Origin of the sequence: Streptomyces sp. GESEQ-35, assembly GCF_017948485.1 — a bacterium.
Classification (GTDB): Bacteria; Actinomycetota; Actinomycetes; order Streptomycetales; family Streptomycetaceae; genus Streptomyces.
In genome coordinates, this window is sequence record NZ_JAFFSX010000002.1 from 125,221 (window position 1) to 141,855 (window position 16,635).

Consider the following 16,635-nt stretch of genomic DNA (forward strand, 5'->3'; position numbering starts at 1 on the left):
AAAGGAGTCTCCGTGAAGAACGCAGGACAGCTGTCGCGGCGTCAGATCCTGGCCGCCGCCGGCTTCACAGGACTCGCCACGCTCACCGGCTGCGGCAGCGGCGACGACGGCGGGGACGGAAAGGACCTGAGCAAGAAGCAGGACGGCGCGATGAAGAACTACCGTGCGGGCGAACAGTTCAAGGCCGCCAAGCCGCTCTCCTTCGAGGTGCTGCACAACAACAACCCGGTGTATCCGCTAAGGGACAGCTGGCTGTTCTGGCAGGAGCTCACCAAGCGCACCGGCGTCACGCTGAAACCGATCGCCGTCCCGCTGAGCGATTACGAAAAGAAACGCAGTCTGCTCATCGGCGCGGGCGACGCACCGTTCCTGATCCCCAAGACGTACCACCCTGCCGAGGTCGCGTTCGTGTCGTCGGGCGCGATCCTCGCGGTCAGCGAATACGTGCACCTGATGCCCAACTTCCAGGCCAAGGTGAAGAAGTGGAGGCTGGAGCCCGAGCTCGACTCCACCCGGCAGTCCGACGGCAAGTACTACCTGCTGCCCGGTCTGCACGAGAAGCCCAAGCCCGGCTACTCGATGTCCTTCCGCACGGACGTCCTCGACAAGCTCGGCCTCAGCCTGCCCACCACCTGGGACGAGGTGTACGACGTCTTCAGGGCGATCAAGGCCGAGTACCCCGACCGCTACCCCTTCTCGGACCGCTGGAGCACCAACACGCCCTTCCCGGCCGCCGCCCTGCTCAGTTATCTCGGCCAGGCGCACGGGGTCAAGGCGGGCTGGACGTACGACAACATCACCTTCGGCCAGAAGGAGCAGAAGTTCGTCTTCACGGGCGCGACCGACGGGTTCCGCCAAATCGTCGAATATCTGCGGAAGCTGGTCGGCGAGAAGCTGATGGACCCGGAGAGCTTCACCCAGACCGACGACGACGCGGTGAAGAAGCTGCTGTCCGAGAAGTCCTTCGCGATCAGCGCCAACCCGCAGGAGCTGGTGCAGAACTACCGTTACAATCTCGAGCGCCAGGTCAAGGGCGCGACCATCGAGATGGTGCCGGTGCCGATCGGACCCGCGGGCCCGGTCGTGTTGGGCGGTATCCGCCTGGAAAACGGTGTCATGATCGCCAGCAAGGCGCTGGAGAGTGCCAACTTCGTCGCGATGATGCAGTTCGTGGACTGGCTGTGGTACTCGGACGAGGGCCAGCGGTTCGCCAAGTGGGGCGTCCAGGGCGTCACGTACACCTCCTCGGGCGGCACCTACGAACTCACCGACGGAATCAGCCTCATGGGCTCCGACCCGGACGCGCCGAAGGACCTCCAGAAGGACTACGGCTTCTTCAACGGTGTCTTCACCTACGGCGGCAGCTGGGACCTGGTCTCCTCGTCCTTCTCCCCGGACGAGAAGAAGTTCCAGGACGCCATGGCTCAGCGCAGGGAACTGCCCGTCGACCCTGCCCACCCGCTCCAGTCCGTGGAGCAGGAGCAGGCCTCGCTCTGGGACACCCCCCTCAAGGACCACGTCACCCAGAACGCCCTCCAGTTCATCCTCGGCAAGCGCCCGCTCTCCGAATGGGACGACTACGTAGGCGAATTGAAGGCCAAGAACATGGACCAGTTCATCGACCTGCACAACAAGGCCTACGAACGGTTCAAGCAGGAGAACGGATGATCCCCGGCCCGGCCGGCACAGTCCGTACGACGGCCGTCGGCGACGGCCCCCTCTCCCGCGCCGCCGCCCTGATCCACACCCTCGTCACCGTCGAGGCACTGCTGCTCCTCGCCGCCTCACCGGGCCTGGTCGCGCTGCTGTTCCTGGGTGCTGATCCAACCAACCTCCCCCTCGCCGCCGTATGCCTGCTGCCGCTCGGCCCGGCCCTCTCCGCCGCCCTGTACGCACTCCACCACCGCGGCCGCGACCTCACCGACCTCCACCCGGCCCGCACCTACTGGCGCGGCTGGCGGCTCAACGCCGCGCCGGTCCTCAAGCTCTGGGCGCCCCTGCTCGGCTGGCTCACCGTCATCGCCTTCACGCTGACCCGCTTCTCCTCGACCGGCCTGCCCGGCTGGTGGGCGGTGCTGCTCGTGGCCGTCGGCCTCGCCTCGCTCCTCTGGGGCGCGCACGCGCTCGTGCTGACCTCCCTGTTCTCCTTCCGCGCCCGCGACACCGCCCGGCTCGCCGGCTACTTCCTGTTCCGGCACGCCCGCGCCACCCTCGGCGCGACCTCGCTGCTCGTTCTGGCCGCCGGACTCACCGCCCTGCTGACCGAGGCCCTGCCCGCCCTGCTGGCCGCCCCGCTGCTGCTCTCCCTGCTGCACAGCAGCCGCCCGGTGATCGCCGAGACCCAGGAGGAGTTCACCGTATGACTGCGCCCCGCACCCCCAAGATCCCGTACGGCGGCGACTACAACCCGGAGCAGTGGCCGGAGGAGGTGTGGGACGAGGACCACCGCCTGTTCGGCCGGGCCGGCATCGACACGCTCACCGTCGGCGTCTTCTCCTGGTCCCTCACCCAACCCGCCGAAGCCACCTACGACTTAACCGTTCTCGACCGCATCCTCGACCGCGCCGCAGCCGAGGGCCGCCAGGTCTGTCTCGCCACCGGCACCGCCGCCCTCCCGCCCTGGCTCGCGAAGAAGTACCCCGAGGTCAACCGCACCGACTTCGAGGGCCGCCGGCACCGCTACGGCCAGCGCCACAACTTCTGCCCCAGCTCACCGGCGTACCGGACGGCCGCCACCGCTCTCGTCTCCCGCCTCGCCGAACGGTATGCACAGCACCCCGCGTTGCTCGCCTGGCACATCAACAACGAGTACGGCGGCGCCTGTTACTGCGACCGGTGCGCCGAGGCCTTCCGGGAGTGGCTCCGCGATCGCCACGGCACCCTCGACGCCCTCAACGACGCCTGGTGCACCACCTTCTGGTCGCACCGATACACGGACTGGGCCGAGATCGAGCCCCCGAACGCCCTCACCGAGCACTGGCGAGGCCCCGACCACACCGCCTTCCAGGGCATCACCCTCGACTACCACCGCTTCACCACCGACGCCCTGCTCGGCTGCTTCCTCGCCGAGAAGGACGCGATTCGCGCCCACGACGCGGACACGCCCGTCACCACCAACTTCATGGGCATGTTCCGCCCGCTCGACTACCACCGCTGGGCGCCCCACCTCGACTTCGCGTCCTGGGACAGCTATCCGCCCCTCGACGCCCCGCCCACCTGGCCCGCCCTCACCCACGACCTGATGCGCGGCCTCAAGGACGGCGCCCCCTTCTGGCTCATGGAGCAGACCCCGTCCACCACCGCCTGCCGCGACGTCAACCCGCTCCGCCGCCCCGGCGAACTGCGTCTCGCCACCCTCCAGGCGATCGCCCACGGTGCCGACGCCGCCCTGTACTTCCAGCTGCGCGCCGCACGCGGAGCCTGCGAGAAGTACCACGGCGCGGTCATCGGCCACGCGGGCCGCGACGACACCCGCGTCTTTTGCGAAGTGGCCGAGCTGGGAGGGGAATTGGGCCTCCTGGGCGCCGCGACCCTCGGCGCCCGCACCCCCGCCCGCACCGCCCTCCTCTTCGACTGGGACAGCTGGTGGGCGCTGGAGATCTCCGACGGCCCCTCGCGACTCGTCAGGTACCAGGAGGTGGTCCACGCCTACTACCGGGCCGCGCGTGAGGCCGGCGCGGACGTCGACGTCGTCCCGGTCACCGCCGACCTCACCCCGTACGCAGTGGTCCTCGCCCCCGTCCTGCACATGATCAAGGGCGATCTCGTCACCCGCCTGGAAGCGGTTACGGAAAGGGGCGGCACCGTGCTGGCCACCTTCCTCTCCGGCCGCGTCGACGTACACGACCGCGCCTTCCTCACCGACGTCCCCGGCCCGCTCGCGCCGCTCATGGGCATCCGCGTCGACGAATGGGACGCACGCCCGCGGGACGTCGTACAGCCCATAGAACTGGGGGAGTTGCGCACCGAGGCCCGGCTCGTCTTCGAGCTGGTGCTCCCACGCGGCGCCGAAACGGTCGCCACCTACGGCGCCGACTTCTACGCGGGCACCCCCGCCGTGACCCGCCACCAGCACGGTGAGGGCGAGGCCTGGTACGTCGCCACCGCCCTCGACCAGCCCGGCGTCGACTGGGTCGTACGCCGCATCCTCACCCGCCACGGACTGCTCGGCCCGTACACCGGCCACCCCGGCCTGGAGACCGCCACCCGCACCGCCCCCGACGGCACGCGCCTGCTCTTCCTCCTCAACCACACACCGGACCCGGCCCACCTCACGGCACACGCCTCAGCCTCCGACCTGCTCACCGGAAAACGGTTCGAGAAGGGAGAGCCGCTCGCCCTCGACCCACTCGGCACAGCGGTTCTGCGCATTCAGTAGATCCGGCGCCCATGTGAGTCGACCACACCGGACTTGCGGAAGAAGTAGCTGTTCACCTGATCCCGCCACTCCCGGGCGGAGCGCACCTGCTCGTCGTACCGCTCAGTGACCCGCGCATGGCGTGCCGGACCGACCAGGTCCGCGAGCGAGGCCCAGGCCTCCCGGGCTTCCTCCACCTCGGCCACGCCCTCGAAATGAGTGTCGTAGATGTGCTGGATCACCGTCTTGCCGCTGTGCAGTATGTGCCCGTACGACATGTGGTGGAAGAACAACAGCAGCTCGTCGGGGCAGGTGTCCGGGGACTCGTACATCTCGGACCAGGGCTTGGCGTACTGCGCCGCAAAGCCCGTGCCGGTCGCCGCGCTGCGGTCGACGCCGACGCCGTCCCGGTCGGCGAAGTGGTAGGTGCCCCACGGGCTGTACTCGTAGCCGTCCACGCTCGGCCCGTAGTGATGACCGGGCTGCACCATGAAACCGACGCCGAGCGGCGCGGTGTACTTCTCGTACGTCCGCCAGGAGCCCTTGAGCGCTGTCTGAAGCCCGGTGACCAGCCGTGGCGCTGCGGCAGGGAAGGTCAGCCGGATCCACTCGTCCAGCAGCCGGTACGGGTCCGCGTCGGGCTGCCAGGCGAGCCTGCCGAGCGTGTAGAGGTTCGCCTGGGCCAGCGGATGCCCGGTCCAGAACGGATCGTCGCCGACGTTGGACACCGCGACCAGACCGTCGGCCAGCTCACCCACGCGCGCCGCACCCTCCGGCCGGAACCCCAGGACCTCGCTCCACATCGGCCCCAGCCAGCACACGTGCCGCTGCTGACCGGTGTACTCCTGCGTCGCCTGCACCTCCAGCGCCAGCCGCGTCCGCGGCATCGCGCCCAACACCGGCGAAACCGGTTCCCGAACCTGGAAGTCCATCGGCCCGTGCTTCACCTGGAGCACCGCGTTGTCCGCGAACTGCCCGTCCAGGGGCACGAAATGGTCGTACGCCGCCCGCGCCCGGTCCGTCGAGCGGTCCCGCCAGTCCTGGCGGTGGTTGTAGACGAACGCCCGCCAGTGGACCGTACCGCCGTGCTCGGCCAGCGCGGCGGCCAGCATGTTCGCGCCGTCCGCGTGACTGCGGCCGTACGCGAACGGGCCCGGCTGCCCCTCCGAGTCGGCTTTCACCACGTACCCGCCGAAGTCCGGGATCGCCGAGTACACATCGGCAGTCGCCCGTGCCCACCACTCCCGCACCCGCGCGTCCAGCGGATCGGCCGTGTCCACACCGCCGAGCACGATCGGCGCGGCGAAGGTCACCGACAGATGGGTCCTGATCCCGTACGGCCGCAACGCGTCCGCCAGAGCGGCGACTTCACCGATCCGGTCGGTGAGCAGATGCGCCTCGGTCTCGTGCACATTGACGTTGTTCACGGCAACGGCGTTGATCCCGCAGGCCGCCAGCAGCCTGCCGTACGCCCGCACACGCGCCGTCCCGCCGCGTGCCCGCCCGTCCTCCCAGAACAGCGAACCACCTGCGTAACCGCGTTCTACCTGACCCATCACGGGATGCACGGCCACGTGATCCCAGTGGTCCAGCATGCGCAGCGGGAGAGCCGGGCCGTGCACTTCCCGGGCGCGCTCGCCATGGAAAGCGTTCTCGCCGAGCCGTACGACATGGAACAGGCCGTACAGCAGCCCGGACTGCCCGGACGCGGTGACGGTCGTACTGCCCGCGGTGCGCTCGTACGCGAACTCCTCGTCCCCGAGCCCCGGGCCCACCTCGAGCACCAGGTCGTACGAAGCGCCTGCGCCCGGTTCCGGATCGCGTTCGACGCGACCTCCGAACCGGGCGCAGGCGCCCGCCACTTCACCGTGCACCGTCTCCACCAGCGGACCCGATCCGCGGATCAGAGTCCGCCGGGTGCCGAGCGACCGGAAGGCGGCCGCCGGCAGCCAGGCGGGGTCGACACCCTCGGGCAGGACGGGCACGGCAAGCGGCATGGGACCTCGACTCCTCGACTCCGTGGCTCAGGCGAGGAGTTCGACCTCCGAGACGGTCGCCTCGCCGTTCAGGACCAGGCGGTACTTCTCGTACGTACCCGGCCGCCCCACGGAGAACGCGCGCGTCTGTTTGTCCCAGGTGAAGGACTGGCCCGACCGCTTGTCGAGAGTCCGCCACGTCGTTCCGTCCGACGAGCCCTGGAGTGTCCAGCCGGTCGGCGCCTTCGCGTGATCCGATGACGTCAGCGTGTACTGGACGGCCTTGGTGGAACCGGTACCGGAAACGGACACCGGCAGGTCCACCGACGTCACCGTCGCCTCCGTGGCCGACGTGTTGTCGAACAGCGCCCCGTCGCCCTTCAGCACGTCCGCACGCGGCGTCGGCACCTTGTCGTTCTGGGTGATCGACGGGGGCGCCGCGTTCTTCCCGGAACCCCACGCCGACGGCCTCGGCCCCATGTCGAACTCCAGGACCCCGCCCTTGGACATGAGCGAGTGCGGCAGCGAAGTCGACGTCCACGTACGCCCGTTGACCTTCAGGCCCTGCACGTACACGTTCTTCGCGCTGTTCTTCGGCGCCTTGACGACCAGGTCCCGGCCGTTCTCCAGATGGACCGTCGCCTTGGTGAACAGCGGGGAGCCGACGGCGTATTCGCCGCTGCCCATCACCAGCGGGTAGAAGCCGAGCGCGGAGAACAGGAACCAGGCCGACTGCTCGCCGTTGTCCTCGTCGCCGTGGTAGCCCTGGCCGATCTCACTGCCGGTGTACAGCCGCGACAGCACGTCACGGACGTTCGCCTGTGTCTTCCACGGCTGTCCGGCCGCGTCGTACATGTACAGGGCGTGGTGGGCGACCTGGTTGGAGTGCCCGTACATGCCCTTCCGTACGTCCCGCGCCTCCGTCATCTCGTGGATGACACCGCCGTACGAGCCGACGAACTCGGGCGAGGCCGTCTCGGGGGTGGCGAGGTACTCGTCGAGCTTGTCCCCGAGGCCGCTGCGCCCGCCGTAGAGGTTGGCGAGGCCGCGGGAGTCCTGCGGGGCCGTGAACGCGTATCCCCAGCCGTTCGTCTCGGTGTAGTCGTAGCCCCACACCCTCGGGTCGTACTTCGACGACTCGACCCGCCAGTCACCCTTGGCGTCGCGGCCCTGGAAGAAACCGGCTTCGGAATCAAACAGATTCACATAGTCCTGGGCGCGGTTGAGGAAGTACTCCGATTCCTCCTGGTAACGCTTTTCGCCCGTCTTCTCATACAGTTTCCGGCCCATCTGCGCGATGCCGTAGTCGTTGAGATAGCCCTCCAGCGCCCACGACAGCCCCTCGTGCGTCTCGGAGCTCGTGTAGCCGAGGAAGGGCGAGGTGGTCATGCCCTTGCGGCCCACGCCCGACGAGGGTGGCACGACCGTGGCGTTCTTCACGGCCGCGTCGTACGCCGACTTCGCGTCGAAGTCCACGCCCTTGACGTACGCGTCCGCGAAGGCCACGTCCGAGGAGGTGCCGGTCATCAGGTCCGCGTACCCGGGCGACGACCAGCGCGAGGTCCAGCCGCCGTCCTTGTACTGCTGCACGAACCCGTCGACCATCTCACCCGCCTGACCAGGCGTCAGGAGCGAGTAGGCCGGCCAGGTCGTCCGGTACGTGTCCCAGAAACCGTTGTTGACGTACACCTTGCCGTCCACGATCTTCGCGCCGGTGTGCGTCGGGGTGTCGGGACCCGGCATCGGCGAGAACGGGGAGGCGTACTGGTACTTCGAACCGACCTTCTCGAAGCCGGAGTTGGGGTAGAGGTACAGCCGGTACAGGCTGGAGTACAGCGTCGTCAGCTGGTCCGGCGTGGCACCCTCGACCTCGACCTTGCCGAGGATCTTGTCCCACTGCTGCTGTGCCTTCGTCTTCACGGCGTCGAAGGACGTGCCGTCCGGGATCTCCTGGCGCAGGTTGTCCTTCGCCTGGTCGACGCTGATGAGGGAGGTGGCGATCCGCATGGTCACGGTCCGGTCGTCGCCGGGCTGGAACCGCAGATAGCCCTTGACCCCGCTCGACGTCCCCTCCGTCACCGGCGCGTCGAACACCCCGTAGACGAACAGCCGGGTCGCGCCTGTCGACAGCCCCGACTTCACGTCGGAGTAACCGGTGAAGGTGCCGTTCTCCTTGTCGAGCGTCAGACCCGCCTGGTCGGTGACGTTGTCGAAGAGGACGCTCGCGTCGTCGCCGGGATAGGTGAAGCGCATGACCGCCGCATGGTCGGTCGGCGCCATCTCCGTCTTGAGACCGTTCTCGAAACGCACTCCGTAGTAATACGGCCGCGCGGTCTCGTTCTCGTGCCGGAAGGCCAGCTCCCGTGCCTCACGGCCGTTGTCGGGTGTCCCGGACGCGGCGGACGGCATCACCTGGAAGGTCTGCCGGTCGCCCATCCAGGGGCTGGGCTCATGGCTCGCGCTGAACGCCTGGATGGTCGGCAGGTTGTCGGCGTTGTTCCCGCGCGCATAGTCGTAGAGCCAGCTCAGTGAACCCGCGTTGGTCACCGGCGTCCAGAAGTTGAACCCGTGCGGTACGGCGGTCGCGGGGAAGTTGTTGCCCCGCGAGAAGCCGCCGCTGGAGTTGGTGCCCCGGGTCGTCACCGCGTAGTCGGACAGGTGAGCCTTCGGCTTCTCTCGCGGTACCGCTTTCAGCGCTACGTCATCGAGCCAGCCCCGGAACTTCGCCGGGCCCTTGGGGGAGTCGTACGCCACCAGGATCCGGTCGACGGTCTTCCCGGCCGCGACCGACCCGATCCGCGAGGCCACGTTGTTCCACTGGTTCACGTAGAGGATCTTGGCCGCACCCTGTCCCTGCGGCGTCAGGGCGAACCCGTGCGCGTCGGTCGCCTTGAGATCGCTCAGATACGTGCCATCCGTGAAAGCGAGATCGACGGAAACGTTTGTGGCGTCATAGTCCAGGTCGCCGTCCGCCATCGACGGGAAGATCCGGTACGACAGCTGCGTATCGCGCTCGACGGCCACATTGACGTCGAAGACCTTGTTGTACGAGTACGCCTGCCCGTCGGCGGTGTGCCGCCCGGCGTAGCGCAGCGCCCGCTTGCCGGTGAAGCCCGCGCCCGCCTTCGCCGTCGGCGAGCCGCTCGGGCCGCGGTCGACCAGCGAGAGCATGTCCTGCGGGATCGGATCGCCGCTGCCGCCCTTGGAGAACTGGACGTCGGCGAGCTGGAGGGCGTCCGGGGCGCCGTTGTTCTTGGTCACGTCGAGCCGGAAGTGCTGGTACTCGGCGGCCGCGGCCTCCGGGATGTCGTACGTCTTCGTCTGGAACCGCTCGGCGAATTTCTCGCCGGTGCGGGTGTCCAGGGTCGTCCAGTTCGTGCCGTCCGTGGAGCCCTTCAGGGTCCAGTCCAGCGGGTCGCGTTCGTCATGGTCGTTGGCCGACGTCAGCGCGTAGGTGACCACCTTGACCGGTGCGTCCAGGTCGAACTCCGCCCAGCCGGTGGGGGCGAAGGTCAGCCATTTGCTGCTCGGCTCACCGTCGACGAGGTTCTCCTTCACCTCGCCGGCGCCCGTGTTCTCGCCGCTGGCCCGGACGTCCGTGACATGGTCGGTCACATTGCCCGGAATGCCGCTGCTGTACCCGCCGTCGACACCGGAGGCGCGCTTGCTGCCGTCCGGTGCGGTGTCGACGGTGTTCAGCCAGTCGGGCGCCGGGTCGTCCGACTCGAAGGACGAGGCGAACTCCCGGTCGGCGGCGGCCGCCTCGCCGGGCAGCGCGACCGCCACCCCCTGCGAGCCCACCGCCAAAGCAAAGGCGGTCGCCATCACGACCGCCGAACCCCATCTGTGCCGACTTCTGCGCTGCATGAGTTAGCACCCTCCCTGCACCCTGGACAACGTTGTCAATCTCGGTGTGCAAGGACCAGTAGTGGCGCAAGTGGTCAGTCGTGTCAAGGGTGTTGGGTGAGGCATTCGGGGGCAATGCCGGGGATTTATCCACCAAGGAAGGCACAGGTAGCTCATATTTCCGCGAGGTCTCAACTCGGAAAAGACCGACAGCCAACCTTGCATTCGATCTTGCTCCGTTGGCGGGAAGTGGACTATACCTGTCGGCAATTCACTCGATCCGTACATCCTGATCGGCACGCGTGACCCGCACGTCCGATTCGCACGTCCTGCACGACCCTGCTTGACCTGACCGCGGTGCCGGGAAGGATCCGGTTCACCGCCTGAGTCCTGGAGAAGGCGAGGACTTGAGCATGGGATCCACTTCCGCCGAGAACACCGAGTACCCCGAGAACACCACGAACGCGGCGAACACCGGCTCCGCGGGCGTCGGCCGCCGCGATCTGATCAAGCGGTCGGCGGCGCTCGGCCTGATCGCCGTACCCACCATGAGTTTCCTGTCTGCCTGTGCCAGCGGCGGCGGGGGTGACGAGGACAAGGCCGAAACGGGGAAGAAGACCGCCAAGAACCCGCTCGCCGTCAACGACACCGCCCAGATGGAGTTCGTACTGTTCGACGGCGGCTTCGGCAAGGAGTATGCCGAGGACGCCGTGAAGATCTACGAGACGAACTTCCCCGAGGCCAAGGTGAAGTTCGCCGCGACACAGAAGATCCAGTCCACGCTTCAGCCCCGCTTCAACCAGGGCACCCCGCCGGACCTCATCGACAACTCCGGTGCCGAGCAGATGGACATGGGCGTTCTCTCCAGCAAGAAGCAGCTCGCCGACCTCACTCCGCTGCTGGACGCTCCGTCGTACGACGACCCGAACAAGAAGGTCCGCGACACGCTGCGTCCGGGCATCGTGGAGATGGGCCAGCTGGACGGCGATCCGGTCTGGATCATGTACTACGCCTACACGGTGTACGGCGTCTGGTACTCCCAGAAGGCCCTGGACTCGCTCGACGAGCAGTACCCCGAAACCTGGGACCAGATGCTCACGGTCTGCGAGAAGGCCAAGAAGAAGGGCATGGCGGGCTGGACGTATGCGGGCAAATACCCGTACTACCTCCCCTTCTCGCTCTACCCGATGATCGGCAAGGTGGGCGGGGTCGAGGTGCTCGACGCCATCGACAACCTGGAGCCGAACGCCTGGAAGCACCCGGCGGTCAAGGCGTGCTTCGACGCCTACTACGAGCTCTACCAGAAGGGCTACGTCCTCAAGGGCACGCCGGGCCTGGACCACATCCAGTCGCAGACCGCGTGGGCCCAGGGCAAGGCGCTGTTCATTCCGAACGGCTCCTGGGTGGAGAACGAGTCGGCGAACGTCATCCCGGAGGACTTCAACCTCGCCGTCTCCGCTCCGACCGGTATCGACAGCTCCGACAAGCTGCCCTTCGGCACCATCTGGGCCTCCGGCGGTGAGCCCTTCATCGTCCCGGCCAAGGGGAAGAACACCGCGGGTGGCATGGAGCAGCTGCGCATCATGCTGAGCGAGGCGTCCTCGAAGAACTTCACGTCCAAGGTCAAGTCGCTCACCGCCTACAACGGCGGCACCGACGGCATCACCCTCACCCCGGGCCTCAAGTCCGGTGTCGCCGCGCTGGAGAAGGCCGGCGAGAACGTGGTGAATCCGCGCATGCAGGACTGGTATGTACAGCTCCAGAAGGAGCAGATCGGTGTGTCGGGTCTCGGTGAGATGATGGCCGGCCGGCTCACTCCGGCGGAGGCCATCAAGAAGATCCAGGCCTTCGCCGACGCGACCGCCAAGGACTCGTCGATCAAGCACTACAAGCATCAGTAGGTCAGGTGAGGATCCGTCACCAGCGGCGGCACCCGCGCACAGAACGGGGTCGGTAGCAATGCAGCACGGCAAGTACCGGTTCATCGTGGGGTTCCTTGCGGTACCCCTGGGGCTGTACACGCTTTTCGTCGTCTGGCCGTTCATCCAGTCCATCTACTACTCGTTCACGGACTGGACGGGGCTGAGCCCCGACTTCACGATGGTCGGTTTCGACAACTACGAAAGGATGCTGGACGACGACATCTTCTGGAAGTCGTTGCAGCACAGCCTGCTGTTCGCGATGTTGCTGCCGCTGGTGACGATCAGCCTGGCGCTGTTCTTCGCCTTCATGATCAATGTGGGCGGACGGAAGAGAAGGGGCGGCCCGGTGGTCACCGGTGTCCGCGGCTCCTCGTTCTACAAGATCGTCTACTTCTTCCCGCAGGTGCTGTCGATCGCGATCGTCGCCCTGCTGTTCGCCTTCGCATACAACCCGGACAGCGGCGCGATCAACTCGGTCCTGCGCGGGATCGGCCTCGACAGCGTTCAGCCGCTGTGGCTCGGCGACCCGAACATCGCGCTGTGGGCCGTGATGGCGGTGCTGGTGTGGTCCACGGTCGGCTTCTTCGTGGTCCTCTTCTCCGCGGGCATGGCCTCGATCCCCGCGGATCTGTACGAGGCCGCGCTCCTCGACGGTGCCAACCGGAGTACCACGTTCTTCCGGGTCACTCTGCCGCTGCTCTGGGACACCGTGCAGTCCGGCTGGGTCTATATGGGCATTCTCGCCCTGGGCGCCGAGTCGTTCGCGGTCGTACAGATCATGACGACCGGGCCCGGCGGTCCCGACTACTCGACCACCGTCATGGTCCTGTACGTGTATCAGAAGGCGTTCCGTGACGGGCAGGCCGCCTACGCCACGACCATCGGCGTCGCCCTCCTCGTCGTCACGCTGGCCTTCGCCGCAGTCGTGATGCGGCTGGGCCGGCGCGAGCGGTTGGAGTACTGATCAGATGAAGACGACCGAGACCTCCGCGCCCGGGCCGACCGAGTCCGGTATGTCCGTGAGCAAGACCGGTGGCCCGGCCGCCGCGCCCCCGAAGGAGAAGAAGGAAGGCACGGTCCTCAACGCCTTCTCCCACGGCGTCCTGATCATCTGGGCGTTCATGGTGGTCATGCCGCTGCTGTGGGCGGTGATGACGTCCTTCAAGGACGACAGCTCCATCTTCGGCTCGCCCTGGTCACTGCCGGACAAGCTGCACTTCGACAACTGGTCGCGGGCGTGGACCGAGGCCAACATGAGCGACTACTTCCTCAACACCATTCTGGTGGTGGGGGGTTCGCTCATCGGCACGCTGGTGCTGGGCTCGATGGCGGCCTATGTGCTGGCCCGCTTCGACTTCCCGGGCAACCGGTTCATCTACTACCTGTTCATCGGCGGCATGAGCTTTCCGATCATGCTCGCGCTGGTCCCGCTGTTCTACGTCGTCAACAACATGGGGCTGCTGAACACCATCCACGGACTGATCCTGGTCTACATCGCGTACTCGCTGCCGTTCACGGTGTTCTTCCTGACGGCGTTCTTCCGCACGCTGCCGACGTCGGTGGCGGAGGCGGCCTTCGTCGACGGTGCCTCCCACTCCCGCACGTTCTTCCAGATCATGGTCCCGATGGCCAAGCCCGGCCTGATCAGCGTCGGCATCTTCAACTTCCTGGGCCAATGGAACCAGTACATGCTTCCCACGGTCCTCAACACCGACCCCGACAAGCGAGTCCTCACCCAGGGCCTGGTCCAGCTGGCCGTCAGCCAGGGATACAAGGGCGACTGGTCCGGCCTCTTCGCCGGTCTGGTGATGGCGATGCTGCCGGTGCTCGCCGCGTACATCATCTTCCAGCGGCAGGTGGTGCAGGGGTTGACGGCGGGGGCGCTGAAGTAACACTCCGGAACACGTTGTGAGCGCGCCGTTCCCGAGGGCGGGAGCGGCGCGTCCGGTGTGTGCGGCGCCCTCGATCCGGTTCAACCTCTTGACGGGAGGCAACCCGAACGGCTCAGCTTAGAGTTCACTAGTTGGACATAGACGGGGCCTCATCGAAGCGGTCCCGCGCGCAGGAGGTCGTCGTGGAGACTCCGGGGTCGCAGTCGTCGCTGCACCGAGCCAACCTGGAGCGGGTCGTCCGTGCCGTACGGCTGGCGGGCTCGCTCACCCAGGCGGAGATCGCGAGGACGACCGGCCTGTCCGCGGCGACGGTCTCCAACATCGTGCGTGAGCTCAAGGACGGCGGAACCGTCGAGGTCACGCCCACCTCGGCGGGCGGCCGCAGGGCCCGCAGCGTCTCGCTGAGCGGGGACGCCGGCATCGTGATCGGTGTGGACTTCGGGCACACGCATTTGCGCGTCGCGGTCGGGAATCTCGCCCATCAGGTGCTGGCCGAGGAGGCCGAGCCGCTCGATGTGGACGCCTCCGCCACCCAGAGCTTCGACCGGGCGGAAGAGCTGGTCAACCGGCTGATCGCGGCGACCGGGGTCGACCGGTCCAAGGTCGCCGGCGTGGGCCTCGGCGTGCCGGGCCCGATCGACGTCGAGTCGGGCACCCTGGGCTCCACCGCGATCCTGCCGGGCTGGACCGGCACCAAACCCGCCGAGGAGCTGCGGGGGCGCCTAGGGGTGCCCGTACACGTCGACAACGACGCCAACCTGGCCGCCCTCGGCGAGATGGTCTGGGGCAGCGGCCGCGGCGCGAAGGACCTGGCGTACATCAAGGTCGCCAGCGGTGTGGGCGCCGGCCTGGTCATCAACGGCAAGATCTACCGGGGCCCCGGTGGCACCGCGGGAGAAATCGGGCATATTACTCTTGATGAATCCGGTCCCGTCTGCCGCTGCGGTAACCGGGGCTGCCTGGAGACGTTCACGGCCGCGCGCTATGTGCTCCCGCTACTCCAGTCCAGCCACGGCACCGATCTGACCATGGAAGGCGTCGTACGACTGGCGCGGGACGGAGATCCGGGCTGCCGTCGGGTGATCGCCGACGTCGGCCGTCACCTCGGCAGTGGAGTCGCCAATCTCTGCAATCTGCTGAACCCGAGCCGAGTGGTCCTCGGCGGTGATCTCGCCGAGGCCGGTGAGCTGGTGCTCGGGCCTATCAGGGAGTCGGTCGGCCGGTACGCGATCCCCAGTGCCGCACGTCAACTCTCGGTGTTGCCAGGGGCACTCGGCGGCCGCGCGGAGGTCCTCGGGGCCCTCGCGCTGGCGCTCAGTGAGATGGGCGATTCGACCCTTTTGGACGGGTCGCTGACAGCCGTTGCTCCTGCCTTCACTTAGAGAACGGATGGCACCGTTGCCAACCCGTTAAGGATTTACTTCTTGACGTCGCACGTGCGGCCGAGTTGACTTCCAGCCACCTCGGCCGCAACGACGCGGCCTCGTCAGGGAGGTTTCTGAAGTGAATACGCGTATGCGTCGTGCCGCCGTTGCCATTGCCGCAGGTGCGATGGCCGTTTCCCTCGCCGCCTGTGGCAGCGCGGACGAGGCCGACGGCGGCAGTGACTCCACGGGTAGCGCCGCCAAGGGCGACAACATCAAGGTCGGTCTCCTGCTCCCGGAGAACAAGACCGCCCGCTACGAGAAGTTCGACCGCCCCTTGATCGAGAAGAAGATCGGGGAGCTGACGAACAACAAGGCGGAGATCCAGTACAACAACGCCCGGCAGGACGCCAACCTCCAGGCGCAGCAGGTCGACACGATGATCACCAACAAGGTGGACGTGCTGATCCTGGACGCCGTTGACGCCAAGGCCATCCAGAACGCCGTCCAGAAGGCCGTGGACGCCGGCATCAAGGTCGTCGCCTACGACCGCCTGGCCGAGGGCCCGATCAGCGCCTACACCTCGTTCGACAACGTCTCGGTCGGCAAGACCCAGGGCGAGGCCATGCTCACCGCACTGGGTGACAAGGCCAAGGACGGCCAGATCGTCATGATGAACGGCTCGGTCACCGACCCGAACGCCGCTCAGTTCAAGGAGGGCGCGCACTCCGTCCTCGACGGCAAGGTGACCGTCGGCAAGGAGTACGACACCAAGGAGTGGGCCCCGGAGGCCGCCAACGCCAACATGGAGTCGGCGATCTCGGCGCTCGGCAAGGACAAGATCATCGGCGTCTACTCCGCCAACGACGGCATGGCGGGTGGCGTCATCACCGCCCTGAAGTCGGCCGGCATCGACGTCCCGGTCACCGGCCAGGACGCCGAACTCGCCGCCGTCCAGCGCATCGTCACCGGCGACCAGTACATGAGCGTCTACAAGCCGTACGCCCCCGAGGCCGACGCCGCCGCCGAGATGGCCGTCGCGCTCGCCAAGGGCGAGTCCCTGGACTCCGTCGCCAAGGACAAGGTCTCCAGCGGCAGCGCCAACGACGTTCCGTCCGTCCTGGTCCCCGTCACTTCGCTGACCCAGGAGAACATCAACGACACCGTCATCAAGGACGGCGTCTACACGATCGACGAGATCTGCACGGCCAAGTACAAGGCGGCCTGCGACAAGATCGGTCTGAAGTAAACAGCCGCAAGTCCCGGTGAACGTACGGG

General features: G+C 67.3%; 10 protein-coding genes. 8 read left to right on the forward strand and 2 right to left on the reverse strand.

Annotation, left to right across the window (positions count from 1 at the left end):
* Positions 1-12 precede the first annotated feature (12 nt).
* The 3 genes from KCH87_RS04135 to KCH87_RS04145 are packed head-to-tail and all read left to right on the forward strand — an operon-like array spanning position 13 to position 4,378.
* On the forward strand, positions 13-1,668 hold the full coding sequence (locus KCH87_RS04135; RefSeq protein ID WP_210584207.1) for an extracellular solute-binding protein: 1,656 nt from the start codon (positions 13-15) through the stop codon (positions 1,666-1,668).
* Positions 1,665-2,363 (forward strand): hypothetical protein, encoded by a 699-nt coding sequence (locus KCH87_RS04140; protein ID WP_210584209.1) that lies wholly within the window; start codon positions 1,665-1,667, stop codon positions 2,361-2,363. The genes KCH87_RS04135 and KCH87_RS04140 overlap by 4 nt, the downstream gene beginning before the upstream one ends.
* Positions 2,360-4,378: a beta-galactosidase gene (locus KCH87_RS04145; RefSeq protein ID WP_210584210.1), complete on the forward strand. Its 2,019-nt coding sequence runs from the start codon at positions 2,360-2,362 to the stop codon at positions 4,376-4,378. The genes KCH87_RS04140 and KCH87_RS04145 overlap by 4 nt, the downstream gene beginning before the upstream one ends.
* On the opposite strand, the gene KCH87_RS04150 is transcribed toward KCH87_RS04145, so the two are convergent.
* Entirely contained in the window at positions 4,372-6,354 is a 1,983-nt protein-coding gene (locus tag KCH87_RS04150) for an alpha-glucuronidase (protein WP_210584211.1), read from the reverse strand. The genes KCH87_RS04145 and KCH87_RS04150 overlap by 7 nt on opposite strands.
* Positions 6,355-6,381: 27 nt before the next feature.
* Positions 6,382-10,200 (reverse strand): GH92 family glycosyl hydrolase, encoded by a 3,819-nt coding sequence (locus KCH87_RS04155; RefSeq protein ID WP_210584212.1) that lies wholly within the window; start codon positions 10,198-10,200, stop codon positions 6,382-6,384.
* Positions 10,201-10,592: 392 nt separating this feature from the next.
* Between KCH87_RS04155 and ngcE the strand changes: the two genes are divergently transcribed.
* The 5 genes from ngcE to KCH87_RS04180 all read left to right on the forward strand — a co-directional run bounded on the left by ngcE (position 10,593) and on the right by KCH87_RS04180 (position 16,606).
* Entirely contained in the window at positions 10,593-12,080 is a 1,488-nt protein-coding gene (ngcE, locus tag KCH87_RS04160; protein WP_210584213.1) for an N-acetylglucosamine/diacetylchitobiose ABC transporter substrate-binding protein, read from the forward strand.
* Positions 12,081-12,138: 58 nt separating this feature from the next.
* Positions 12,139-13,065 (forward strand): carbohydrate ABC transporter permease, encoded by a 927-nt coding sequence (locus tag KCH87_RS04165; RefSeq protein WP_210584214.1) that lies wholly within the window; start codon positions 12,139-12,141, stop codon positions 13,063-13,065.
* Positions 13,066-13,069: 4 nt separating this feature from the next.
* Positions 13,070-13,993, forward strand: a complete 924-nt coding sequence (locus KCH87_RS04170) for a carbohydrate ABC transporter permease (RefSeq protein ID WP_210584215.1) — start codon at positions 13,070-13,072, stop codon at positions 13,991-13,993.
* A gap of 182 nt (positions 13,994-14,175) precedes the next feature.
* Entirely contained in the window at positions 14,176-15,375 is a 1,200-nt protein-coding gene (locus KCH87_RS04175) for an ROK family transcriptional regulator (RefSeq protein WP_210584216.1), read from the forward strand.
* Positions 15,376-15,508: 133 nt separating this feature from the next.
* Complete coding sequence (locus tag KCH87_RS04180) at positions 15,509-16,606, forward strand: sugar ABC transporter substrate-binding protein (protein ID WP_210584986.1); 1,098 nt, start codon at positions 15,509-15,511, stop codon at positions 16,604-16,606.
* The last annotated feature ends 29 nt before the right edge of the window (positions 16,607-16,635 follow it).

Bases quoted from the DNA above. Each gene is read 5' to 3' on its own strand.
- KCH87_RS04140 (WP_210584209.1), top strand. From the start codon at position 1,665: ATGATCCCCGGCCCGGCCGGCACAGTCCGTACGACGGCCGTCGGCGAC.
- KCH87_RS04150 (WP_210584211.1), bottom strand. From the start codon at position 6,354: ATGCCGCTTGCCGTGCCCGTCCTGCCCGAGGGTGTCGACCCCGCCTGG.
- KCH87_RS04165 (WP_210584214.1), top strand. From the start codon at position 12,139: ATGCAGCACGGCAAGTACCGGTTCATCGTGGGGTTCCTTGCGGTACCC.
- KCH87_RS04170 (WP_210584215.1), top strand. From the start codon at position 13,070: ATGAAGACGACCGAGACCTCCGCGCCCGGGCCGACCGAGTCCGGTATG.
- KCH87_RS04155 (WP_210584212.1), bottom strand. From the start codon at position 10,200: ATGCAGCGCAGAAGTCGGCACAGATGGGGTTCGGCGGTCGTGATGGCG.
- ngcE (WP_210584213.1), top strand. From the start codon at position 10,593: ATGGGATCCACTTCCGCCGAGAACACCGAGTACCCCGAGAACACCACG.
- KCH87_RS04180 (WP_210584986.1), top strand. From the start codon at position 15,509: ATGCGTCGTGCCGCCGTTGCCATTGCCGCAGGTGCGATGGCCGTTTCC.
- KCH87_RS04145 (WP_210584210.1), top strand. From the start codon at position 2,360: ATGACTGCGCCCCGCACCCCCAAGATCCCGTACGGCGGCGACTACAAC.